Annotated in this window: 22 protein-coding genes; 18 read left to right on the top strand and 4 right to left on the bottom strand. The window is 38.9% G+C overall.

Annotated elements, in window-relative coordinates; all coding sequences use genetic code 11:
- Nucleotides 1-137: 137 nt before the first annotated feature.
- From icmF to pyrG, 3 genes are all read left to right on the top strand, one after another.
- Nucleotides 138-3,398 (top strand): fused isobutyryl-CoA mutase/GTPase IcmF, encoded by a 3,261-nt coding sequence (gene icmF, locus AB3M96_RS09920; protein WP_412967445.1) that lies wholly within the window; start codon nt 138-140, stop codon nt 3,396-3,398.
- A 529-nt stretch (nt 3,399-3,927) separates the two neighbouring features.
- Nucleotides 3,928-4,512, top strand: a complete 585-nt coding sequence (gene rpoE, locus AB3M96_RS09915; RefSeq protein ID WP_412967444.1) for a DNA-directed RNA polymerase subunit delta — start codon at nt 3,928-3,930, stop codon at nt 4,510-4,512.
- Between the two features lie 421 nt (nt 4,513-4,933).
- Entirely contained in the window at nt 4,934-6,541 is a 1,608-nt protein-coding gene (gene pyrG, locus AB3M96_RS09910; RefSeq protein ID WP_412967443.1) for a CTP synthase, read from the top strand.
- A 307-nt stretch (nt 6,542-6,848) separates the two neighbouring features.
- Here the strand turns inward: pyrG and AB3M96_RS09905 are convergent, their stop codons facing one another.
- Nucleotides 6,849-7,382 (bottom strand): DUF2529 domain-containing protein, encoded by a 534-nt coding sequence (locus AB3M96_RS09905; RefSeq protein ID WP_412967442.1) that lies wholly within the window; start codon nt 7,380-7,382, stop codon nt 6,849-6,851.
- A gap of 391 nt (nt 7,383-7,773) precedes the next feature.
- Between AB3M96_RS09905 and AB3M96_RS09900 the strand changes: the two genes are divergently transcribed.
- From AB3M96_RS09900 to AB3M96_RS09870, 7 genes are all read left to right on the top strand, one after another.
- A complete protein-coding gene (locus AB3M96_RS09900) occupies nt 7,774-8,142 on the top strand; it encodes a response regulator (protein WP_412967441.1) in 369 nt (122 codons plus the stop codon).
- A 378-nt stretch (nt 8,143-8,520) separates the two neighbouring features.
- On the top strand, nt 8,521-9,378 hold the full coding sequence (locus AB3M96_RS09895; RefSeq protein WP_412967440.1) for a class II fructose-bisphosphate aldolase: 858 nt from the start codon (nt 8,521-8,523) through the stop codon (nt 9,376-9,378).
- A gap of 637 nt (nt 9,379-10,015) precedes the next feature.
- A complete protein-coding gene (gene murA / locus AB3M96_RS09890) occupies nt 10,016-11,302 on the top strand; it encodes a UDP-N-acetylglucosamine 1-carboxyvinyltransferase (protein ID WP_412967439.1) in 1,287 nt (428 codons plus the stop codon).
- Between the two features lie 462 nt (nt 11,303-11,764).
- On the top strand, nt 11,765-12,727 hold the full coding sequence (gene glpX, locus AB3M96_RS09885; protein ID WP_412967438.1) for a class II fructose-bisphosphatase: 963 nt from the start codon (nt 11,765-11,767) through the stop codon (nt 12,725-12,727).
- Nucleotides 12,728-13,578: 851 nt separating this feature from the next.
- On the top strand, nt 13,579-14,856 hold the full coding sequence (rho, locus tag AB3M96_RS09880) for a transcription termination factor Rho (protein WP_412967437.1): 1,278 nt from the start codon (nt 13,579-13,581) through the stop codon (nt 14,854-14,856).
- Nucleotides 14,857-15,074: 218 nt separating this feature from the next.
- Complete coding sequence (gene rpmE / locus AB3M96_RS09875; protein ID WP_412967436.1) at nt 15,075-15,275, top strand: 50S ribosomal protein L31; 201 nt, start codon at nt 15,075-15,077, stop codon at nt 15,273-15,275.
- Between the two features lie 253 nt (nt 15,276-15,528).
- Entirely contained in the window at nt 15,529-16,149 is a 621-nt protein-coding gene (locus tag AB3M96_RS09870) for a thymidine kinase (RefSeq protein ID WP_412967435.1), read from the top strand.
- Nucleotides 16,150-16,230: 81 nt separating this feature from the next.
- On the opposite strand, the gene AB3M96_RS09865 is transcribed toward AB3M96_RS09870, so the two are convergent.
- Nucleotides 16,231-16,746 (bottom strand): helix-turn-helix domain-containing protein, encoded by a 516-nt coding sequence (locus tag AB3M96_RS09865; RefSeq protein ID WP_412967434.1) that lies wholly within the window; start codon nt 16,744-16,746, stop codon nt 16,231-16,233.
- Nucleotides 16,747-17,132: 386 nt separating this feature from the next.
- Here AB3M96_RS09865 and prfA point away from each other — a divergent pair, with 386 nt between their 5' ends.
- Together prfA and prmC are read left to right on the top strand one after the other, a co-directional pair.
- Nucleotides 17,133-18,200, top strand: coding sequence for a peptide chain release factor 1 (gene prfA / locus AB3M96_RS09860; RefSeq protein WP_412967433.1), 1,068 nt, complete (start codon nt 17,133-17,135; stop codon nt 18,198-18,200).
- Nucleotides 18,200-19,069, top strand: a complete 870-nt coding sequence (gene prmC, locus AB3M96_RS09855; RefSeq protein ID WP_412967432.1) for a peptide chain release factor N(5)-glutamine methyltransferase — start codon at nt 18,200-18,202, stop codon at nt 19,067-19,069. The genes prfA and prmC overlap by 1 nt, the downstream gene beginning before the upstream one ends.
- A 257-nt stretch (nt 19,070-19,326) precedes the next feature.
- Here the strand turns inward: prmC and AB3M96_RS09850 are convergent, their stop codons facing one another.
- Both AB3M96_RS09850 and AB3M96_RS09845 read right to left on the bottom strand, forming a co-directional pair.
- Nucleotides 19,327-19,800: a hypothetical protein gene (locus AB3M96_RS09850; protein ID WP_412967431.1), complete on the bottom strand. Its 474-nt coding sequence runs from the start codon at nt 19,798-19,800 to the stop codon at nt 19,327-19,329.
- Entirely contained in the window at nt 19,797-20,003 is a 207-nt protein-coding gene (locus tag AB3M96_RS09845) for a helix-turn-helix transcriptional regulator (protein ID WP_412967430.1), read from the bottom strand. The genes AB3M96_RS09850 and AB3M96_RS09845 overlap by 4 nt, the downstream gene beginning before the upstream one ends.
- 172 nt (nt 20,004-20,175) lie before the next feature.
- Here AB3M96_RS09845 and spoIIR point away from each other — a divergent pair, with 172 nt between their 5' ends.
- The 6 genes from spoIIR (at nt 20,176) to AB3M96_RS09815 (ending at nt 25,307) form a co-directional block, all read left to right on the top strand.
- Nucleotides 20,176-20,817 (top strand): stage II sporulation protein R, encoded by a 642-nt coding sequence (gene spoIIR / locus AB3M96_RS09840; RefSeq protein ID WP_412967429.1) that lies wholly within the window; start codon nt 20,176-20,178, stop codon nt 20,815-20,817.
- Between the two features lie 78 nt (nt 20,818-20,895).
- Entirely contained in the window at nt 20,896-21,339 is a 444-nt protein-coding gene (locus AB3M96_RS09835; protein ID WP_412967428.1) for a GNAT family N-acetyltransferase, read from the top strand.
- A gap of 399 nt (nt 21,340-21,738) precedes the next feature.
- Nucleotides 21,739-22,782, top strand: coding sequence for an L-threonylcarbamoyladenylate synthase (locus AB3M96_RS09830; RefSeq protein WP_412967427.1), 1,044 nt, complete (start codon nt 21,739-21,741; stop codon nt 22,780-22,782).
- 69 nt (nt 22,783-22,851) lie between these two features.
- Nucleotides 22,852-23,412: a manganese efflux pump MntP gene (locus tag AB3M96_RS09825; protein ID WP_412967426.1), complete on the top strand. Its 561-nt coding sequence runs from the start codon at nt 22,852-22,854 to the stop codon at nt 23,410-23,412.
- A 152-nt stretch (nt 23,413-23,564) separates the two neighbouring features.
- A complete protein-coding gene (locus AB3M96_RS09820) occupies nt 23,565-24,002 on the top strand; it encodes a low molecular weight protein arginine phosphatase (RefSeq protein ID WP_412967425.1) in 438 nt (145 codons plus the stop codon).
- A gap of 15 nt (nt 24,003-24,017) precedes the next feature.
- Nucleotides 24,018-25,307, top strand: a complete 1,290-nt coding sequence (locus AB3M96_RS09815; RefSeq protein WP_412967424.1) for a methyl-accepting chemotaxis protein — start codon at nt 24,018-24,020, stop codon at nt 25,305-25,307.
- Nucleotides 25,308-25,330 lie beyond the last annotated feature (23 nt).

Genomic DNA, 25,330 nt, shown 5'->3' with positions numbered 1-25,330 from the left:
AATTATGAGGGATATTGTCGGATTAGCTTATTTTCATTGTAGAACTACTTCAAATCTAATGAAAAAGCGCATAGTTTGCCTAACAGGAAATCATAAGTAGCCTTAAATACTAATTTAAAGAAGATCGGGGGAGAACAATGAGTACGGTTGAAGTCTATCGTCCCAAAAATCATGTTCGATTTGTAACGGCCTCAAGCTTATTTGATGGGCATGATGCCTCAATTAATATAATGCGTCGTATTCTGCAAGCGAGTGGTGCAGAGGTGATTCATCTTGGTCATAACCGTTCTGTGGAGGAAGTTGTGAACGCAGCAATCCAAGAGGATGCGCAAGGCATTGCGATTTCATCCTACCAGGGTGGCCATGTTGAATATTTTAAATATATGTATGACCTTTTAAAAGAGCGTGGAGCATCTCATATCCGCATTTATGGCGGTGGTGGAGGAGTTATTATCCCACGTGAAATAAAAGAGCTTCATGAGTATGGGATTGCGGGTATTTTTTCACCTGAGGATGGACGTAAGTTCGGTCTTCAAGGGATGATTAATAGAATGCTTGAAGAGTGCGATTATCCAACAAATACGGAGCTTACGAATGAACTCGAGCTTTTACAACAAGGGGACTATCAGGCAGTAGCGAAGTTAATTACAATTTCAGAGAACCAAATTGAGGGAACTGGTGAAACTGCGGCAGCAGCTGAAACAATTATTAAGCAAGTAAAAGGATTAGAAAAAAGTGTACCGGTTGTTGGGATTACTGGTACAGGTGGAGCGGGTAAAAGCTCGTTGACAGACGAACTAATTCGCCGCTTTTTAAACGAGTTTGATGATAAAAAGGTTGCGGTTCTATCTGTTGACCCGACGAAACAGAAAACAGGTGGGGCGTTACTTGGAGACCGAATTCGAATGAATGCTATATTCTCACCACGAGTTTATATGCGTAGCCTTGCAACACGTGGATCGAAATCAGAATTATCTCTTGCAATTAAAGATGCAATTGCCGTTGTAAAAGCTGCAGGTTTTGACCTGGTTATTGTTGAAACAAGTGGAATTGGTCAAGGTGACGCGGAGATCACAGAGGTTTGTGACATCTCTATGTATGTGATGACAAGTGAGTTTGGTGCCCCATCTCAGCTTGAAAAAATAGACATGATTGATTACGCTGACTTAATCGTTATCAACAAATTTGAACGTAAAGGTTCAGAGGATGCGAAGCGTCAGGTTCAAAAACAGTACCAAAGAAGTCATCTTTTATTTGAAAAAGATTTTGAAGAAATGCCTGTGTTTGGTACGATTGCGAGTCAATTTAATGACCCGGGTACTAATGCGTTGTTTGCGAATCTTGTGGATCGAATTAACCAAAAGGTGGGAACAGACTGGGTTACATCTTTTGAAAAATCTGCTGATGTACACAAGCAAAACGTCATTATACCAAATGACCGCCGCTATTATTTACGTGAGATTTCTGAGACAGTTCGAAACTATCATAAAAAGGCAGCAGAACAAGTTGAGGTTGCTCGTAAACTATTCCAGATCTCTGGAACAATAGAAAGTGTGAAGGAACTCGGAAACCAAGAGGTACTTACTGCACTAGAAGCACTGCAAAAAGAGTATGAAGCAAAACTTTCAGCTGAATCTAAAAAGATATTAGATACTTGGGAGTCTTTAAGAGAAACATATAAAGGCGATAAATTCATTACGAAGATTCGCGATAAGGAAATCGTAACAATCTTAAAAACGAAGAGTCTTTCAGGCTTAGATATCCCAAAGGTTGCACTTCCAGGCTTTAAGGATTTCGGCGAAATTCTACGTTGGGTTTATAAAGAAAATGTTCCGGGGTCTTTCCCGTATACAGCGGGAGTATTTCCTTTTAAACGTGAAGGTGAAGATCCAAAACGTCAATTTGCAGGTGAGGGTACACCAGAGCGTACGAACCGCCGTTTCCATTATTTATCGAAGGATGATGATGCAAAGCGTTTAAGTACAGCGTTTGATTCTGTAACGCTATACGGTGAGGATCCGGCTTACCGACCTGATATTTACGGGAAAGTTGGTGAAAGTGGGGTTTCTGTTTGTACGTTAGATGACATGAAAAAACTTTATAGTGGCTTTGACCTTTGTGCACCTTCAACATCAGTATCAATGACAATCAATGGTCCGGCTCCTATTATTCTAGCGATGTTCATGAATACAGCCATTCATCAACAAGTTGAAAAGCGCGAACAAGAGTTAGGAAGAATTTTAACAGTTGAAGAATTCCAAGAGGTCCGTACAAAAACCCTACAAACTGTCCGTGGTACGGTTCAAGCGGATATTTTAAAAGAAGACCAAGGGCAAAATACATGTATCTTCTCAACAGAGTTCGCTCTTCGGATGATGGGGGATATTCAAGAGTACTTTATTGACCATAAAGTGCGAAACTATTATTCTGTTTCCATTTCTGGCTATCATATTGCAGAAGCGGGTGCAAACCCAATTTCACAGCTTGCATTTACACTGTCAAATGGATTCACATATGTGGAATACTATTTAAGTCGTGGAATGAATATTGATGATTTTGCGCCTAATCTTTCCTTCTTCTTCAGTAACGGGTTAGACCCTGAGTACACAGTAATTGGCCGTGTGGCTAGACGTATTTGGGCGACTGTTATGAGAGAAAAGTATGGAGCTAACGAACGTAGCCAAAAGTTAAAATACCATGTTCAAACGTCTGGACGTTCATTGCATGCACAAGAAATTGATTTTAACGATATTCGTACAACGCTTCAAGCACTAATGGCGTTACATGATAACTGTAATTCCCTTCATACAAATGCGTATGATGAAGCAATCACGACTCCAACGGAAGAATCAGTGCGTCGAGCAATGGCGATTCAAATGATTATTACGAAGGAACATGGATTAACGAAAAATGAAAATCCATTACAAGGGTCATTTATTATAGAGGAGCTTACAGACTTAGTTGAGGAAGCAGTTCTTCAAGAGTTTGACCGAATTGACGACCGTGGCGGCGTACTAGGTGCCATGGAAACTCAGTACCAACGCGGTAAAATCCAAGATGAGTCAATGTATTATGAAATGAAAAAGCACACAGGTGAGCTTCCGATTATTGGAGTCAATACGTACTTGAATCCAAATCCACCTTCAGAAGAGGATTTAAATAACATCGAGCTTGCTCGTGCGACAAAAGAAGAAAAAGAGCTTCAAATTCATAATCTAAAAGAGTTCCAAGAACGCAACAAAGACCAAATCGACGAAGCGCTAAAACGTCTAAAACACGTTGCAGTCACTAACGGAAATATCTTTGCCGAACTAATGGAAACAGTAAAAGTAGCAAGCCTCGGCCAAATCACACAAGCGCTGTATGAAGTAGGCGGGCAGTATCGTCGTAATATGTAAGTTGGTTTTAAAAAGGCTGTTAAGGAAACTTTGTTGTTGTTTTTAGATTACAAAATAGGATTTACAGTGTGATTGCAGCGCATGGCACGAGACTCCTCGAAAATGCTTTGCATTTTCTTCGTGCGATGCTTATGCTGCCGGAGCGTTCCTTGTCCTGTGCAAGTCAGGTGAGACCCCGCAGGAGTGTAACGACGAGGAGGCTCACGGTCCGCCCGCGGAAAGCGAGTGCCAGGAGCGGAAGTCACAATCTTTATACCTCTTACTCTCAAAATAAAAAGACATATAGCAATCTTTTTTAGAAATGGCCAACAAAAAGAAAAAATAGATTTACACGAAAGGCTGAGCAGAAAAATATACATGCTCAGCCTTTAAAAAATAATAAGAGTGGCATAAATAGGTTGATTTTGTTTATAATGAATGATATGTATTTTACAGAGTATTATTTTTAAAGTACTTTTCTTTTTTTTACATAACAGCAGGTACCTATCATAATTAGTAGATAAGTTATACATAGAAAGGGAGTGCCTTGATGAGTTTGGAACAATTCTCACCAGAGCAAATAAAAGAAATGTCCATGCTTGAAGTAGCATATGAAGTGTTTCTTGGCAGAAAAGATGCAATTTCATTCCAAGATCTAGTTGACGAAGTACAAAAGCACCTAGCATTACCTGAAGAGGAACTTAGAGCAAGACTTGCTCAATTTTATACAGACTTAAACGTAGATGGCCGTTTTATCACATTAGGAGATAACCGCTGGGGACTACGTACATGGTATCCGTATGAGCAAATTGATGAAGAAGTTACTCATACTGTTAAGCCTAAGAAGAAAAAGGCGAAGAAGAAAGCTGTTGAAGAAGATGATTTAATTGACTTCGACGATCTTGATGAAGATGATTTAGATTATGAAGAAGATGATTTCGAAGAGGATGATATTGACGATGTTGATGACCTCGATGAAGATGAAGACGAAGAGGATGACTTCGATGATATCGATGAAGATGATGATGAAGACTTCGAAGACGAAGAAGAGTTATTAGAAGATGACGATTATGATCTAGACGAAGATGAAGAAGAGGATGAATTACTAGAAGAGGACGAGGACGAAGACCTCTAATTAAGTACGTAAGTTCATCTTGACTTTTACAACACAAGTAGGTAGAATCATTTTTGGGCTCTTTAAAAAATGAGTATCTAACGAAAACATATAAATGTTTCGCTCCCTTACATTCGTAAGAGGAGCGTTTTTTATTTTTTCTGGGGTTTGTAAAAATATGGAGTATAGAGAGTAGTACATCAGCTAGAATTTGAACAGTGCTTTGGGTGCCTGTCACCATTGCAAGATGTAGAAAAGGTGTATAGGTGAATACTTAGGTAGTGTTTACAGACTTGTTTGAGAATGCTAGCAGTGGGTGACAGGAACCGTTATTCGTACCTGCACTGATTGAAGTGACACATACCGTTTCACATTCTCTTTATATCTTTTTTATTTTTGGAGCAAACTTTAACTAATACATAGATTGGGGGATTTAAGCAAGATGACAAAGTATATTTTTGTAACTGGTGGAGTTGTTTCTTCCTTAGGGAAGGGGATTGTTGCTGCTTCACTAGGGCGCTTATTAAAAAACAGAGGGTTGAATGTAACAATCCAGAAGTTCGATCCATACATTAACGTGGACCCGGGAACAATGAGTCCCTATCAGCACGGTGAAGTGTTCGTAACCGATGATGGCTCTGAAACGGATTTAGACTTAGGTCACTATGAGCGTTTTATTGATATTAACCTAAACAAGTACAGCAATGTTACAACAGGTAAAATTTATCAAACAATTTTAAAGAAAGAACGACGTGGTGATTACCTAGGAGCAACAGTACAGGTTATTCCTCACATCACAAACGAAATTAAAGAGCGTGTTTTTCGTTCAGGTCGTGAAACGAATGCCGATGTTGTTATTACTGAGATCGGTGGTACGGTTGGAGACATTGAATCACTTCCATTCTTAGAAGCAATTCGCCAAATTAAAAGTGATGTTGGTGCACGTAATGTAATGTATGTTCACTGTACACTAGTTCCTTATATTAAAGCTGCAGGGGAAATGAAGACTAAGCCAACTCAACATAGTGTGAAAGAGCTTCGTAGCCTTGGTATTCAACCAAATGTAATTGTTCTTCGTACTGAAATGGAAATTTCACAAGATATGAAGGATAAAATTGCTCTGTTCTGTGACATTGAGGAGAAAGCCGTTATTGAATGTCGTGATGCAGAAACATTATATTCAATCCCATTAGCGCTTCAAGAACAGCATATCGATCAAATTACTTGCGAACATCTTCAACTTGATTGCAAAGAAGCGGATATGACTGACTGGATTAAGCTCGTTGAAAAGGTAACGAATCTTACAAAGACAACGAATATCGCATTAGTAGGTAAATATGTAGAGCTGCAGGATGCTTATCTTTCTGTTGCAGAAGCATTAAAACATGCTGGCTATGCGTTTGATTCAGATATTAATATTAACTGGGTAAATTCAGAGGATGTTACAGAGGAAAATGTAGCGGAATTACTTGGTGGTTCAGATGGTATCCTAGTTCCTGGAGGATTTGGTGACCGTGGAATTGAAGGTAAAATCGCTACAATGAAATATGCAAGAGAGACTAAAACTCCGTTACTAGGAATTTGTCTTGGAATGCAGTTAGCATCAGTTGAATTTGCTAGAAACGTGTTAGGACTTGATGGAGCGCATTCAGCAGAAATTATGCCAGAAACTCCACATCCAATCATTGACCTTCTACCTGAACAAAAGGATGTTGAGGATTTGGGTGGAACACTTCGCCTTGGATTATATCCATGTAAAATTATTGAAGGTACAAAGGCATTTGAAGCATACAATGACGAAGTGGTGTATGAGCGTCACCGCCATCGTTATGAATTTAACAATCATTATCGTCAAGCAATGGAAGAAGCAGGCTTCATCTTCTCTGGGACAAGCCCAGATGGACGTCTTGTTGAAATTATTGAGTTGAAAGATCACCCTTGGTTTGTGGCTTCTCAATTCCACCCAGAATTCAAATCAAGACCAAACCGTCCACAACCGTTATTTAGAGAATTTATCCGTGCTTCACTTGTGAATGGCGAAAAAATGTGAAATGCGTAAGCGCCTTGGTCAGCCCCGACAAGCGCTGGAACCCTGACGAGGAGGCTCGAAAAAAAGCAAAGCTTTTTTCCTGCGGGGATTATCCTCACGAAGCATTCCTTAGTGTTGCCGCCGCAGGAAGGGTGAAGCGACCTCGAGCTGCTTAAAAAGCAAAGCTTTTTGCGCAAGATACTCGAAGAAGCATATTCTGGTAGGAAAACTGGCTAGGCGCTGGAGCTAGACATAGAAAACTAAGTTTAAATATCTAGACTCTAACTTTTAAGACACAAAAAAACTCGGCAATCGCCGAGTTTTTTCTTTATTCAAATTCTGCAACCATTTCTTTTATTGTAAAAGACAAGCCGTGGTAAGCATATAGCGCCGTCATAATACTTGGAAAGCCAAAGCGAGTTCCATCTTCGTCTGGCAAAAGTGGTCTTGTGAGCTTGCTGTCTATATGTACATCAACAATTTGATCCAGGGTTCGGTCACTTTCTGTTTTTGCGATAGCTGATATTCCAACAGTTTGAACACCTTGCTGCTGTAATTGCTCGGCCAGTGTGATTGCTTCCTCATCTGTTGAGAATCTAGTGAAAATCAATACACGATCTACATCCTCAATTTGTGCTTGTTCACCGTTTTTAAATAATGGTTTAGCAGACTGTAAGGGTTCAGGTCCCTGAATCGCCTCGATTGTAATAGCGTTCATTTCATTAAATCCATGAACGAAGATGGTACCATCACTAATGACAGCTTGTGATAAGATTCTTGCACTATCCTCGATATTCATTTCTTCTTTATCCATAATCCTATTAAAATGCCCTTGTAATTGGGTCGTAAATATTTTTAGCATATTGCTCAACTCCTTACTTAAAATCGTACCAATAGTATAACGGTTTTACAAAAAAAGAGGAAATTGTATGCTGATATAGTTTTTTAAATAGATTGATTTAGTAGTTCTGTTCATTTTTAAATCTAAACGGGAAGGTTTTTAATCTACAAGCTAGGTTTTCAAAAGGGTGTTTGGAGCGAGTGCCAGGAGCGGAAATCACCAAACCTTGTATCCAGCACTTATTCACCATCTTACAGCACTTGACAAATAATAAGATTTCTTTCCAAAAAAGAAGGAGATTTACCATTTAAGGTAGAATAAAATTGTTTAATGAGTGAAACCATTGAGTAATAGCATTTTTACATCTAATGGAGCATACATAATTTTTTAGCAGAATAAGGGGGGTTTTAGAGTGTCAGATAAGATCTTAATTGTTGATGACCAATACGGAATACGAATACTGTTAAATGAAGTTTTTCATAAAGAAGGTTATAAGACATTCCAAGCAGCAAACGGAGTACAGGCTATCGATATCGTCCAAAAACACTCTCCAGACTTAGTTTTATTAGATATGAAAATCCCGGGTATGGATGGGATAGAAATCCTAAAACGCTTGAAAAAAATTGATCCGGAAATCCGAGTTATTATTATGACAGCCTATGGGGAATTGGATATGATTCAAGAGGCAAAGGATTTAGGAGCAATTACTCACTTTGCAAAGCCGTTTGACATTGATGAAATTCGTGAAGCGGTGAGAAAGCATATTCCTTTAAAATCGTAAAATAAGATTGTGAAAAATGTCCTAAAAAAGACAAAAATATGTTAAAGGGCATTGTGCTTAGATTGGAAACGGTTACGTGGTATTTCACTGAAGTCAAGACTATTGCGGAATCAAGATGTTGTTGATATGCTATGTACTGTAATATAGCTATTCCATAGGATATAAGGCTTTTTACTAGATTGTTCAAGAAGTCACGTAAGAACTAGAGCAGAATTACTGCGTTCGGTTTAACTCCTTTTTGAACGTGAAGCTTTAATAGGCCGGTTGTCTATCAATTTCTATTATCATTTTACATATTATTATTTTAAAAAGGTCATTCTAATTGTGATACGAAATGATGGAATGGTTATAAAAAACGGTACAAAAGGAGGACTTCACATGCCTTTAGTTTCAATGAAAGAAATGCTTGAAAAAGGGAAAGCAGAAGGTTATGCAGTAGGTCAATTTAATTTAAATAATTTAGAGTTTACACAAGCAATTTTACAAGCTGCACAAGAAGAAAATTCACCAGTTATTTTAGGTGTTTCTGAAGGTGCTGCTCGTTATATGGGTGGATTCAAAACAGTTGTAGCAATGGTTACAGCTCTTATTGAAGACTATAACGTTACAGTTCCAGTTGCTATTCACCTTGACCATGGTTCAAGCTATGAATCATGTGCAAAAGCAATTCATGCTGGTTTTACATCTGTAATGATCGATGCTTCTCACCATCCGTTTGAAGAAAATGTTGAAATTACTTCGAAAGTTGTTGAGTTAGCACATTTCCACGGAGTTTCTGTTGAAGCAGAACTTGGTACTGTTGGTGGACAAGAGGATGATGTTGTTGCTGAGGGCGTAATCTATGCGGACGCTCAAGAATGCGTAGAGCTAGTAAAACGTACTGGTATTGATTGCTTAGCTCCAGCTCTTGGTTCTGTACACGGACCTTACAAAGGTGAACCAAACCTTGGTTTCAAAGAGATGGAGGAAATCGGAAATCTTACTGGATTACCACTTGTACTTCACGGTGGAACTGGAATTCCAACAAAAGATATCCAAAGAGCGGTTTCTTTAGGAACAGCAAAAATCAATGTTAACACAGAAAATCAAATCGCTTCTGCAAAAACAGTTCGTGAAGTGCTTGCAGCAAAACCAAATGAATATGACCCACGTAAATACTTAGGTCCAGCTCGTGACGCAATTAAAGAAACAGTTAAAGGTAAAATGCGTGAATTTGGTTCTTCAGGTAAAGCGTAAAAAACACCTGAAACTTTTTATGAATTTGTACGTCAAATAAATTGAATACTTCGAAGCATGCCTTCGAATATATACGTAAGCCGCTCTCACTCTACTTTACAGTTATGTAATTTGGAAGAGCGGTTTTCTTACGTTATAATATAGGTGCCAAAGATACCTCTTAAAATAAATGGTATGTCCATGAAACACTTTGGCAAAACAGGTAGTATAGGGGAAACGGCCACTTAGTGCCGATAATACTGATATGAAAGGAGATGGTGGTGAATCCTAGTATTTCAACGATACAACATGTTCTTCGAAGCCTAATATACATTTCATAGATCTTCAACAAGAAATACTTCATTCACAACATCAAATTTCCTATACCAAGCAGAAACTATACTTTTGAACTATTTTATCTACCTAATGGAGTATGTTTACATAGGTGGGATGAATTGTTTTTGAAAAAAGCTTTAAAATGTTTCATGATTTTATGATTTTCGTGTAAACTAGAAATTAATACTCGTACAGCTTTGAATAAAATAAATGTTAAAATATACCACCAGAGTGAAGTGTAATATGTACGTGAAAAGGGAACAGATCGAGGTAATTCAAGTTTCCCTTACAAAACCGTCATCTTCGCAGAAGGGAGACACATATGGAAAAACTTAAAATAGCAGGCGGTTATCCATTGAAAGGCTCTGTAAAAATCAGTGGTGCTAAAAATAGTGCTGTTGCTCTTATCCCAGCAACCATATTAGCAGAGTCGCCAGTTACAATTGAAGGCTTACCTGATATTTCAGATGTTCAAATCTTAGGGGACCTATTAGAAGAAATAGGTGGCCATGTAAGTATAAATAAAGAAGAAATCTACGTTGATCCTTCTAATATCGTTTCAATGCCATTACCAAATGGAAGAGTTAAAAAGCTGCGTGCCTCTTATTATTTAATGGGTGCAATGCTTGGCCGCTTTAAAAAGGCGGTAATTGGTTTGCCTGGTGGCTGTCATTTAGGTCCACGACCAATCGACCAGCATATTAAAGGATTTGAAGCACTAGGTGCAACTGTTACAAATGAACAAGGTGCGATTTATCTTCGTGCAGATGAATTACGCGGTGCTAGAATTTATTTGGACGTAGTTAGTGTTGGGGCAACAATTAATATCATGTTAGCAGCTGTGCGTGCAAAGGGTCGGACTGTTATTGAAAATGCAGCAAAAGAGCCAGAAATTATTGATGTTGCGACATTATTAACAAGTATGGGTGCGAAAATTAAGGGTGCAGGTACAGATGTCATTCGAATTGACGGTGTTGATTCCCTGCAAGGTTGTCGTCATACGATTATTCCTGACCGTATCGAAGCTGGCACGTACATGATTGTAGGTGCTGCAATGGGTGACGAAGTATTGATTGACAATGTTATTCCTCTTCACCTTGAATCACTTATCGCGAAGTTTAGAGAAATGGGAGTTACAGTTGAAACAAGCAACGATCAAATTTGGGTTGCTGGACGTAAGGACCTTAAAGCGGTTGATATTAAAACCCTTGTTTACCCGGGCTTTCCAACCGACCTTCAACAACCGTTCACTTCTCTTTTAACAAAAGCAAGTGGTACAGGTGTTGTTACGGATACGATCTACGGAGCACGATTTAAGCATATCGATGAACTTCGAAGAATGAGTGCTCAAATCAAGGTGGAAGGCAGATCAGCTATTGTTACCGGTCCTGTTCAATTACAAGGGGCTAAGGTAAAAGCAAGTGATTTACGCGCAGGTGCGGCACTTGTTGTGGCTGGTTTAATGGCTGAAGGTGTTACTGAAATTACCGGCTTAGAACATATTGATCGCGGTTATAGTCATCTTGAAGAAAAGTTAACTGGCCTTGGAGCTACAATTTGGCGTGAAAGCTTAACTGAGGAAGAAATTGAACAAGTGCAAAATTCTTAATGTGTTAACCTGAAACGAAATAGTATAACCTTTTTGTAAAATATGATAACAAAATTACAGAACCCCACTTACAATAGTGGGGTTTTTCGTGTACACTAAATAGTATAACACATTTAATTTTATTCATGGAATTCGCTGTATTTATAGATGCTGGGTGAAACGAAATCAGAATTTTATATAATATATGTTCAATCCCCACTGAATAAAGTTAAAGCCTCCGGCGGATGCCACGATTTTTCAGAGGAAGTTTTTCACGCGTTAACTGGCAGTAAGCCCTTGGGGCAAACTGCCAATAAAAGCCTGATTAGTTCAACTAATAATCAGTGGAAAAACACCACTGATTAAGTTTCACTCTATCGAGCAAGTTCGAAAAAAATCGGGCGCAAATACGCTATGGCGCATTTGATTAGGATGTTACATATTTTATTAATACATTGGTTTTCTAGAGGGGGAAGGTTTATCATGGAGAGAAGTTTATCGATGGAGCTAGTCCGTGTTACCGAGGCAGCGGCGTTGGCATCAGCACGCTGGATGGGGCGCGGAAAAAAGGATGAGGCTGATGGTGCTGCAACATCTGCAATGAGAGATGTGTTCGATACAATCCCTATGAAGGGGCAGGTTGTAATTGGAGAGGGAGAAATGGACGAGGCTCCAATGCTATATATAGGAGAAAAGTTAGGAACTGGTTATGGACCTCGATTGGATGTTGCAGTCGATCCATTAGAAGGTACTAATATTTTAGCTTCTGGTGGCTGGAATGCATTGTCTGTTTTAGCGGTTGCAGATAATGGAAACTTGCTTCATGCACCTGATATGTATATGGATAAAATTGCAGTTGGTCCAGAAGCTGTTGGGTTAATTGATATTGATGCGCCAATTATAGATAATCTACGAGCGGTCGCTCGAGCAAAAAACAAAGATATAGAAGATGTTGTGGCAACTGTTTTGAACAGACCGCGACATGCACATATTATTTCGCAATTACGTGAAGCGGGTGCAAGAATTAAGCTTATTAATGACGGTGATGTGGCGGGTGCAATTAACACCGCGTTCGATCATACTGGTGTTGATATCTTATTTGGTTCCGGAGGAGCTCCAGAAGGCGTTTTATCCGCTGTTGCCTTAAAATGTCTTGGAGGAGAAATCCAGGGGAAGCTAGTGCCTCAGAATGATGAAGAGCTTGCTCGTTGTGTAAAAATGGGGCTAGACGTAACCCGGGTTCTTCGCATGGAGGACTTAGTAAGCGGAGATGACGCAATCTTTGCAGCGACAGGTGTAACTGATGGTGAGCTTTTACGTGGCGTTCAATTTAAAGGTTTAATTGGCACGACGCACTCAGTTGTTATGCGTGCAAAATCAGGCACAGTTCGTTTTATCGATGGAAGACATAGCCTGAAGAAAAAGCCAAATCTAGTAATTAAATAGAATAAGAGGCGAGTGGGAGAACTCGCTTTTCTTTGTTTGCATAAATAATAGTTCCCTAAGGTGAAGCTTGATTTTACAAAAAAACTGTAGCTATTAATGTTATCAACAACAAGGTGATTGTAGCGCATGGCACGAGACTCCTCGAAAATGCTTTGCATTTTCTTCGTGCGTGGGAGAATTCAAAGGAGCCTCTCAAAGTCCTGCGGGAATAGCGTGACCAAGTGAGACCCCGCAGGAGCATGCGACTTGTCTAGCTTCAGCGGCTAGAAACTCGAGAAATTTCAACTCCTCCGCCAGAGGCAAAAGACGCCTCTTTTGTCGGAGTCTCCAATTTCCTCGTTTCTGACCAAGCCGCTTCAGCATTTCAGTGAGGAGGCTCACGGTCCGCCCGCGGAAAGCGAGTGCCAGGAGCGGAAATCACCAAACTCTGTAATACACACTATTACAAATAAGGGTTTTTCAATAAGAAAAAGAATTCTTAATAACACTATCTAAAGAATAGTATTGATTAAAAAAGAGATTATAGGGTAAAATAAAAAGGACATCTCTATGGTCTTCTATTTTCCATTTCATTTAGGGTAACCATCTACCAAAAACAAAGAGAAAAAGTACCGCGAAAAAACGACTTATATGAAAACTTCAAAGTAACCCTCATAATGCTTCTTTATCTACATTCATTCCATCTTTATTTTTATAGTAAAATGTTTCGTCTTCGTTGTTGTCTGCCTTACATAAAATAGTGCCTACATAGAAACGAACCTTGGTGGAAGAATTCATTATTTAATCAATGAAAAGAGCATTTTAGGAACAGGTTAAATCTATTTTTTAAAAAATTAAAGAGTGGTGTACGAATGAGTATTACAATATCTAGTTTAGAAAACATGAAATTAAAAGAACTATATGAACTTGCTCGCGAATACAAGGTTTCATATTACAGCAAGCTATCGAAAAAGGAACTTATTTTTGCTATTTTAAAAGCAAGAGCTGAACAAGATGGACTTTTATTTATGGAAGGTGTCCTGGAAATTATCCAATCGGAAGGCTTTGGATTTTTACGTCCGATCAACTATTCTCCGAGCTCAGAGGACATTTATATTTCAGCATCCCAAATTCGTCGTTTTGATTTAAGAAATGGTGATAAGGTATCAGGTAAAGTACGTCCTCCAAAAGAAAATGAGCGATACTACGGCTTACTGCATGTTGAAGCAGTAAACGGAGATGACCCTGAATCTGCAAAAGAGCGTGTTCACTTCCCTGGACTAACTCCACTTTATCCAGATCGTCAAGTCATTCTAGAAACTACACCAAACTATATCTCAACAAGAATCATGGATATCTTAGCTCCAGTTGGTTTTGGGCAGCGTGGACTAATTGTTGCACCTCCTAAGGCTGGTAAAACTATGCTTATTAAAGAAATTGCAAATAGCATTACAACTAATAATCCGGAAGCCGAGCTTATTGTGTTGTTAATTGACGAGCGTCCGGAAGAGGTTACTGACATTGAACGTTCAGTTGCTGGTGATGTAGTAAGTTCAACATTTGACGAAGTTCCAGAAAATCATATTAAGGTTGCTGAACTAGTGCTTGAGAGAGCAATGCGCCTGGTTGAGCATAAAAAAGATGTTATCATATTAATGGATAGTATTACACGTCTTGCTAGAGCGTATAACCTTGTTATTCCTCCAAGTGGACGTACATTATCAGGTGGTATAGACCCTGCTGCTTTCCACCGTCCAAAGCGTTTCTTCGGTGCGGCGAGAAATATTGAAGAAGGCGGAAGCTTAACCATTTTAGCTACAGCCTTAGTTGATACAGGATCACGTATGGATGATGTCATTTATGAAGAATTTAAAGGTACAGGTAATATGGAGCTTCACTTAGATCGTTCTCTAGCAGAACGTCGTATCTTCCCTGCAATTGATATCCGTCGTTCAGGAACAAGAAAAGAAGAGCTTCTCATTCAAAAAGATAAACTTGATAAAATTTGGGCAATCCGTAAAGCGATGTCAGATTCACCTGACTTTGCTGAGAAATTTTTACGTAAGCTGAAACAATCAAAAACAAATGCGGAGTTTTTTGAAGTACTTGAAGCTGAGAGAAAAGCGGCTCAGGCGAGAAGAAATCAATAGACAATCCGAACTCTCCCTTCGTTTTGTTACGGATGGAAGAAATTTGTTGCGGATTATTGTGTAAATACGTTCAGATTGAGTTGCAAATATAAGCTTCACTTGTTATAATTTCATCATGTGCGTTTGAGATATTTGAGATTGTACATGCAATCTTACTAAATTCTTGGACGTAACTCTTTTTCGATAAATGATTCAGGGCGGAAGGAGATGAGACGAAAATGAAATCAGGAATTCATCCAAACTATAAAAAAGTTATGGTGACTTGTGCTTGTGGAAACGAATTTGAATCTGGTTCTGTAAAAGAAGCGTTACGCGTTGAGGTTTGCTCAGAGTGTCACCCATTCTATACAGGCCGTCAGAAGTTCGCTGATGCAGGTGGACGTGTAGATAAATTCAATAAAAAATACGGTATTAAATAATTCCGTTTTTAACAGCCAAAACAGGCAAGTTTTTACTCCTTGCCTGTTTTTTGTACTTATATACTTACTTTTTACTTATTTATTCGGTGTTACACCCCGAAGTGAAGCCTCGGACTAGATTAATTCCAAGGCGTGTTTTTGCAATCATATACATTATTACCCCATTTTTAATAAACTCTAAAACAAAATCCTCTAATTTGCGGTCAATCAATTGACTCAGGTGGGAAACAACCGAGGAAAGGGAGGCCGTTTCATGTACGTAATGAAGCAAACTGGCTGGCTCGAAGTAATATGCGGAAGCATGTTTTCAGGTAAATCAGAAGAACTTATTAGACGTGTACGTCGAACTCAATTTGCAAGACAAACCGTTCAGGTTTTTAAACCAAGGATCGACAACCGATATGCTGCAGAAGCAGTAGTTTCTCACAATGGTACATCATTTGATGCGAAACCAGTTGCAAAATCAACTGATATCCTAGAAGATGTTTCAGCTAACACAGATGTGGTTGCAATTGATGAAGTACAATTTTTTGACGATGGAATTGTGGAAGTTGTACAAGCATTAGCAAACCGAGGTCACCGTGTAATTGTGGCTGGCTTAGACCAAGACTTCCGTGGCGAACCTTTCGGAAAAGTTCCGGAGTTGTTATCTCTAGCAGAAACAGTTACAAAGCTACAAGCGGTATGCTCTGTTTGCGGTTCTCCATCAAGCAGAACACAACGCTTAATTAATGGAAGCCCTGCTTCTTTTGATGATCCAGTTATCCTTGTAGGTGCATCAGAATCTTACGAACCACGCTGTCGCCATCATCATGAAGTACCAGGTAAACCAATTGTACAATCATTTGTTCAAAATAGTACGATGAAATTATAAGCACTCCCGGTGGGGTGCTTTTTGTTTTGGAACTTCTCGAATCCTCACAAATAAAGACCAGATGGAATCCCATCTGATCTTTTAAGTAAGAAAACTAATCATCCTTTTTCGTTTCCTTGGCTTGTCCACCTTTTCAAGAACGACAGGCAATTCTTTCTTTACCTCTCTTCTTTCAGTTTCAAGCTGCTGAATATATTCCTCTAAATAACGAACCTTTTGCTGTAGTTCATCAATTTCTTTACGGTGTTGTAGTAGTTGATAGGAAACAACATCGCTCGCCTTTTTTTCAATACATTTCTCATTTTGCTTAACGCGTTCCAAGAGTTCGGCAAGCTTGTCCTCAATTGTTTTGTCTGAAACATGGAGCATCTTCCGTACGGTCCCCTTTCGTGGTTGTAGCGCCTTTATATCTATTTTATCCGTTGGGATACCAGATTTCACTTGATTTTTTATTTCTTTATAAAACGGGAGATCATTTTCTTCAAATACATAGTGGCCATATTCATTTTTTGTACAAGGTATATGTAAATGCTTAATCCATTTCCGTACCATTTTAGGTGAAACTCCTAACTTTCTGGCAAACTCAGCTGTATTCAACTCCTCCACTCCCTTTCCAAGTGTACTTATAATCACCAACGTCAACAATCAAATATATATAAGGGAAGCATACCATGGCTACCCAATAAAATTTAGTTGATATATATCTTTTCTCCTAATTTTTGAAAAATCCTTCAAGCAAGACAAAACTAGCACACATTCGTCAAAGAAAGAACCAATCCAACAAAATTCCTTCACTTCGACAACAAATTTCTAGTGGTGTCTTTCTGGAGAGGACAAATGTCTTTTTGTGGTGCCTGACACCATTGGGGATACTGTGAATAATGTGGATAGGGGATGGAATGATTTTTGGTGATTTGCTTTGACGGGTTGGGTACCCTATACTATAATTAGAATGTTATGGACTAAATTTTGAGGTGAAGAACGTGTTTGATCGTTTAGAAGCTGTAGAGGCTCGTTATGAGAAGCTGAATGAATTATTAAGTGATCCAGATATTGTGAATGATACGACTAAGCTGCGTGATTATTCAAAGGAACAATCCGATATACAAGAAACTGTTGAAGCATATAGAGAATACAAAGAAGTCAAGGAACAGTTTGACGATGCAAAGGCGATGCTTGAAGAAAAGCTTGATGCCGAAATGCGTGAAATGGTAAAAGAGGAAATTGGCGAACTTGAAGAGCGAATTGAAGCTCTTGAGGAACGTTTACACATTTTATTACTACCAAAGGACCCTAATGACGATAAGAACGTTATTATGGAAATCCGTGGTGCGGCTGGTGGAGACGAGGCAGCCTTGTTTGCTGGTGACTTATACCGTATGTACAGCCGTTATGCAGAAACTCATGGTTGGAAAACAGAGGTTATGGAAGCTAGTTCTACAGGCGTTGGTGGTTATAAAGAGATTATCTTTATGATTAATGGTAAAGGTGCCTATTCTCGTCTGAAGTTTGAAAATGGTGCGCACCGAGTTCAACGTGTTCCTGAAACAGAGTCAGGTGGACGTATCCATACATCGACTGCAACAGTTGCTGTTTTACCAGAAGCAGAAGAGGTTGAGGTAGAAATTCATGAAAAGGATATTCGTGTTGATACCTTTGCTTCAAGTGGACCTGGAGGACAGAGTGTTAACACCACAATGTCAGCAGTTCGTTTAACACACTTACCGACTGGAACAGTGGTTTCCTGTCAGGATGAAAAATCACAAATTAAAAATAAAGAAAAAGCAATGAAGGTATTACGTGCACGTGTATATGATAAATTCCAACGAGAAGCACAAGCGGAATACGACCAAAACCGTAAGCAGGCGGTTGGAACTGGGGATCGCTCAGAGCGTATTCGTACGTACAATTTCCCACAAAACCGTGTGACCGACCACCGAATTGGGTTAACGATCCAAAAGCTTGATCAAATTCTAACTGGTAAGCTAGATGAAGTGATTGACGCTCTTATCATGGAAGACCAAGCGTTAAAAATGGAGCAAGCAGAGTAATGAAAAGCTTTCAAAAGATATACGAAGCCCTCAATTGGGCTTCTTCTTTTTTACGGGAAAAAGGTCGGGACACAAATATCGGTGAGTTGCTTTTATGTCATTATCTTGGGTTAAGTAGAGCCCAGCTGTTAGCTGAGATGCGAGAGGCCTTGGATGAGTCTGTTAAAATGGAGTTCTTAAAGGCACTTGAGCTGGTTGGTGAGGGAGTACCTGTTCAATATATTATTGGATATGAAGAATTTTATGGTCGCAGGTTCTTGGTAAATGAGGAAGTCCTTATTCCAAGACCTGAAACAGAAGAATTAGTACTCGGGGTTTTATCACGTATTTCTCGTTTATGTGGAACGGAACAGAGTTTGCAGGTTGTTGATGTGGGGACTGGGAGTGGAGCGATTTCCATCTCACTAGCACTTGAAAATAAAAATCTTGATGTTATGACCGTTGATATAGCGCCGGCATCAATAGAGGTAGCAAAGGAAAATGCTAAAAAATTAGGTGCATCTGTTACATTTTTTGAAGGTGATTTACTTCAACCGTTGATTGAAAAAGGAAAAAAAGTAGATGTGGTGGTTTCAAATCCTCCCTATATTCCAGAGAAGGATATTGAAACATTATCCACAGTGGTTAAGGATCATGAGCCGATTAGAGCGCTAGTTGGTGGTGTGGATGGTCTAGATTTTTACCGACGCTTTATGATGGAAATTCCACAGGTATTAAAAGCGCAAGGACTTGTAGCATTTGAAGTGGGAATTGGACAGGGTGAAGCAGTTGCTAAATTATTGAGAGAAACATATCCACAAGCAACCGTAGAAGTTGTGGATGATATTAATGGAAAAGATAGAATGGTTTATGCGGAAATTGGTTTTTAAGAGTGAGCCTGGATGTGAGTCCAGGCTATTTTTATGAGATAAGAAAGTATAAAGTATTTAACTTAGTTTTGCTGTCTAGCGCCAGCGCCTAGCCCCTCGTGGTCGCTTCACCCCTCCTGCGGCGGCAACACTAAGGAATGCTTCGTGAGGATAATCCCCGCAGGAAAAAAGCTTTGCTTTTTTTCGAGCCTCCTCGTCAGGGTTCCAGCGCTTGTCGGGGCTGACCAAGGCGCTCGCGCTTTTCTTAATAGGTAGAGCTAATAGTTTCGTTTCCAAGAAATAAAATACACAACAATTTGTACGAATGGAAAAAGCAGAAAAAGAATGATTGGGTAATAAGGTACGATGTCAGAGATAAACGGGTACAGAAGAAGTAGGCTAGCTAGAATCGGAAACGCGTACCACATGCTTATATAAGATGCTCTACAAGCCTTCGCTGTTAGTTCCTTTTCCCGTTCGTCACCCTCTACAAATTCAGTAGGAAGTAGTAGGACTCTTTTCCAGGTCTTACGTTTTCTTTTTAATTTTGGATACGTTACTAATGCAAAAATAGTTCCGATTAGTATTGTTGCAAAAATAGGTGTTGTATTAATCTCAATGAACCAAGGTGGTTCTTGATTGCTTTTTACAATCGTTGCAAAGTCCATTTGTGCATAATACATTGTGGATAAACCCCAGCCAAATAATAGTAACGAAATTACTGAATACAAAACATTACGAAATACACTCATTTTTCATCCTCCAAATAAAAGATTTCTTCAACTGGCAACTGAAAGGTTCGGGCAATATTCATAGCGAGTAAAAGTGAAGGAATGTAGCTTCCTTTTTCCAAGGCAACAATTGTTTGGCGTGTTACATTGACCATCTCAGCTAGTGCGCCCTGTGTAAAATTATGTTTTGCGCGTAGCTCCTTCACCCGGTTTCTAATCTCCATTTACAATTTCCTCCAATTAGTTATACACTCATTGTAAGGTCAACTATACATTTTGTAAAGTGAACTTTACATTTTATTGAAAAATTATAGTTTACTAGATTTTTTTCACTTTACTAGTTTAAGAATTAGAATTCCTGTCCACAATGGTGTAGTGAAGGGACGGTGCTAGAAAATGAAAAAACAATACGCAATCATTTCATTTATCTTTTTATTATTAATAGGGGCAAATAGCCATTTTTTTATAGATCAAACAAGTGCAGAAGGTCCAGTGATGATACCGGATGAAGCAATTCGCCTTCGCATTTTAGCAAATAGTGATTCAGAAGAAGACCAGACCTTAAAACGAAAAATTCGAGATGAAGTAAATAAAGAAATTACCGTTTGGGTAGAGGAGCTTACTTCTATCCAAGCAGCAAGAGATCTAATAAAAGAGAGATTACCAGAAATCGAGAAAATCGTTGAGGAAGTTTTAGAGAAAGAAAATAGTAATCAATCGTTTACTGTTAACTATGGTAGTGATGTTCAGTTTCCAACGAAGCTATATGGGAACTTTTTATATCCTGCGGGTGAGTATGAAGCTATTCTCATTTCATTGGGTGAAGCAAAAGGTGCAAACTGGTGGTGTGTGTTATTCCCTCCACTTTGCTTTCTAGATTTCTCAACAGGAGATGCGGTTAAGGCATCTGATGAAGAAGGAAAAGACGTAAAAGTTGAAGAGGTAGCGGAAGTAGAGAAAAAAGAGAAAAAAGAAGATAAAGAAGAGGTGGAAGTAAAGTTCTTCTTAGTAGAATTTTTTACTAACTTATTTAGCTAAAATCTAGTATTTGGTTCTATTTTTTCATACGGCTCATAGAGTAGGTAGTAGAAAACTACTTGATGGGGTGAAGAGGATATGAAACAAATACGAACTGCGAATGAACAAGATATTGAGACTGTGAAAGATTTTTTGCAAAAAGCAGATGTCAGCACGATCGGAATCGATTCAATGATCGACCACTTTATTTTAATGGAAGATGAAGAAAAGAATCTTGTAGCTACTTTGGGTATTGAGCGTATTGAAAGAGATGGTCTGTTACGTTCACTTGTCATAACATCAAAGGTAGAACAAACCAATCTACTTACATTGTTTAAAAGTGCTATTTCACTAGCAAAACATAAGGAGCTTGAGCACTTATACCTAGCAACAAACAAACAGGCATCCATTCAGTTCTTTGCAATGCTGGGATTTAGTGAAGTTGTGACCGAGGAATTACCAGAGCATATTAAAACTTCAAACCATATTACCCAACTCTTTGAAACAACAGAACCAAAGTTTATGATTTCAAATGTGAGTTAGGGTAAAAAACATACAATGAGCATATTCTATATTTAGACGCCCCGAAATGTCCGCCAGAGGTGGACAATTTGGGGTATTTGTATTTTTAGGGTGTCAGGCACCATTGTGGGGTTTGTGGAAAATGTGGATAGGTTTGGTGCCTGAGATAAGGAAGTACAGTGAAACTATGTAAGGCTGGGCAGATCCTTTTATTTTGGTAATATTGTTTATATGGAGATAGTTCGTGGCAAAATTGGGTATATCCACAAAGTTATCCACTTTTTGATAGTTTTTATCCACAAAATGTGGATAATACTTGTTTTCTATGAATTGAAATTCTATACTTTTCTATATTGTGATAATAAAAAGAGTCTTGGTAATACAGGGTTTCTTAGAAATTTATTATAGGAGTTGCAGTAAATGGATACAAAACAATGGGTTGTGGATAAAGGTATGAAAGATTTAGAACATTATCCACAAATCAAGGAAGCTTCAGAGCTTCTTAAACAGAATGAAGTCGTCGCTTTTCCAACAGAAACAGTGTATGGGTTAGGTGCAAACGCTACTTCTGATGATGCTGTGAATAAAATATATAAAGCAAAAGGACGTCCGAGTGATAATCCACTGATTGTCCACATATCCCAAAAAGAGCAGTTAAACGAAATTGCACAAGATATTTCTCAGCTCGCGAACAAGTTAATAGATACATTTTGGCCAGGACCTTTAACACTTGTTTTAAAGAAAAAAGAGAATGCCGTTTCTGAAAGGGTAACTGCGGGGCTTGATACGGTTGCGGTTAGAATGCCTGACCATCCGATCGCGCTTGCCTTGATTACAACTTCTGGTCTTCCGTTAGCTGCTCCAAGTGCAAATCTATCAGGGAAACCAAGTCCAACGCATGCGAGACATGTTACTCATGATCTTACAGGTAAAATAGCGGGGATTATTGATGGTGGTGCGACTGGCGTAGGACTTGAATCCACTGTTCTTGATTGTTCAGGTGATGTGCCGGTGATTTTACGTCCAGGCGGGGTTACAAAGGAACAGTTGGAAGAAGTGTGTGGAAGGGTAGAGATTGACCAAGCTCTTATTAAAGAGGGACAAGCACCTAAGTCACCTGGGATGAAATATACTCATTATGCACCAAAGGCTCCACTTATTATCGTTAACGGCTCAAAAGAATATATCCAAACACTTGTACAGGAAAAACAGGAACAAGGTAAAAGGGTTGGCGTTCTCACTACGAGTGAAAGTAAGAATGAGTATCAGGCAGATAAAGTGATTGCTTGTGGCTCTCGTCAGGACTTAGTTACGGTGGCAAATCAATTATACGATGTGCTTCGTTCTTTTGATGAAAGTAACATTGAAATTATTTTTAGTGAAAGCTTTCCTAATGAAGGAATTGGGCAGGCAATTATGAATAGACTTACCAAAGCAGCGGGGCATCAAATCATTAAGGAATAAAAATAAATCTTCTTCTATTTTTTTTGGTACATGCATATGTTGAAATAGGCAAGTCCGAGGAGGTAGAAGATGGATATCGCTGCAATGGCTGGAGAGTTTTTAACATTATTTATCATGGCATTTGCCTTAGGAATGGATGCTTTTTCCGTAGGACTTGGAATGGGAATGATTCAGCTAAGGCTAAAACAAATTTTTTTCATAGGGGTAACAATTGGTATCTTTCACATGTGGATGCCTCTAGTTGGCTTGATAATCGGTGACTTTTTATCAGAGCAATTTGGAGTTTTTGCTACATATGCAGGTGGAGGGTTACTACTTCTTTTAGGTTTGCAAATGATTGTTTCTTCCTTTAAGGATGATGACCAACGGTTGATTACTCCTGTTGGATTTGGTTTGCTCATATTTGCATTAAGTGTTAGCTTAGATAGTTTTTCGGTAGGTTTATCGTTAGGAATTTACGGAGCAAAAACAATTGTCGTCATTTTCATGTTTGGAGTTGTCAGTATGGTTTTAACTTGGGTGGGACTGTTACTTGGACGAAAGGTCCAAACATGGTTAGGTAAATATAGCGAAGCTCTAGGGGGCAGTATTTTACTAGCATTTGGAGTGAAACTACTATTTCCATTGTGAGATTAGGTGAAATTTTAACAATTTTGTGAGCAAGGGTGGAAATCCTTGCTCTTTTTTCATTTTCGACTATGTCTAAAAATCGAACTGTCTTATAATAATGATATTAGTCGAAAAATGTCTGAACGAGTGTAGAAAATGTAAAGGGTGATTTGATGGTTCGTGTTTTATTTGTTTGTACAGGAAATACATGTAGAAGCCCGATGGCGGAAGCAATTTTAAAAGCCAAGGCTACAGATGGAATAGAAGTGAAATCAGCCGGGATCTTTGCCAGTAACGGAACTCCAGCTTCTGTGAATACTGCTGCCGTTTTAAAAGAAAAAGGGATCGATTCCATTCACTCTTCCTCTTTACTATCAAAAGAGCTGACTGACTGGGCGTCCTATATTTTGACGATGACGAATAGTCATAAACAGGAGATTTTATTCCGTTATCCTGAAGCCTCTAGCAAGTTGTTTACGTTGAAGGAATTTGTAGGCAGCACTGGAGATATCTCTGATCCTTTCGGTGGACCAGTAGAGATTTATCGAGAAACGTACAATGAAATGGAACCAATAATTGAGACATTGATTACAAAATTAAAAAAGGCCTAACTGGGGGATGAACAAATGGGGGAAAAGAAACGGTATAAGTTTAGTTTACGGCTGAAGTTGGTGCTGTTGACAACTGTGTTAGCTATCGTAACGTATACAGCTTCTGCGGTATGTATTTATTTTATTTATCCATATTTAGAGCATTTGGTAAGTGAACAAATCTTTATGGTGGCTACATTACTTATGGGGATTATCTGGTCGGGTATTCTAGCTTATTTTGCTGCGCTTTTTATCACGAAGCCACTTCAAAAGTTAGAGCAAGTGGCAATGAAAGCAGCCAATGGAAATATTCGAGAAGACGTCCCGGTTTCCAAGTCAGATGATGAAATCCGGTCATTAAGTTTAGCTTTTAATCAAATGCTACACAACCTTCGTGATATGGTACAGAATATTGAGGCGAACTTTGATAATACAAATCAAAAAGTAATTGAAATAACAAAAGCTTCGAGCTTGGCATCTGAGCAATCGAATAATATTTATCGAACGATTACTGAAATCTCTAAGGGAGCTGATTCATCAGCGGTTTCCATTCAAGAGACAGCAGAATCAGTGGAGGATGTTATAAAAATAGCGGAAGATGTTCAAAGCAATGCAAAAATCTCTGAAAATCTTTCAGTTGAGATGGTAGCGTCCTTGAATGAAAGCAAAGAAGTTGTTCATTCATTAATTACAGGCATTAATAAGCTGGTTGATAATAATAAGACATCATTAGAAGCGGTAAATCGTCTCGAGGAAAATGCAAAAGAGGTTGAAAAAATAATTTCTTTAGTTGGAGATATCGCGGGACAAACAAATTTACTAGCCTTGAATGCTTCAATAGAAGCTGCGAGAGCAGGGGAACACGGTAAAGGGTTTGCGGTTGTGGCAGAAGAAGTTCGGAAGCTTGCGGATGCGAGTTCGAAGGCAGTACAAGGAATCTCGGAATTGATAAAAAACATTCAGCAAGAAGTGAGTAATGTAGTGGTTCAAATTTCTGAACAAGTTGCTGTAGCGAATGAGGAAGCGAAAAAAGGAACAAAAACGAATGAAGCGATTGCAGAAATGACTACGTCAGTTCATGAGGTTGCGGATGCGGTTAAGCAAATTGCTGTATTAGTTGAAAAACAAATGGAAAGTATCCAGGAAACTTCAAGGCAATCTCAAGAAGTTGCGGCTATCGCAGAAGAAACATCTGCAGGTGCACAAGAAGTAAACGCTTCTACTCAGCAACAGACAAGTGTGATTCAAGAGGTTGACCAATTGGCGCAAGAGCTTGCTAAGCAAGCTGGTCAATTAAAGAAAATGATTGATCGGTTTACGGTTTGATAGTTGTGGGTAGAGTGGCATTA

The organism is Ferdinandcohnia jepli, assembly GCF_047246645.1.
Classification (GTDB): Bacteria; Bacillota; Bacilli; order Bacillales; family Bacillaceae_L; genus Ferdinandcohnia.
The sequence above is the reverse complement of the archived record's forward strand: the minus strand, read 5'-3'. Positions and strand labels throughout refer to the sequence as shown.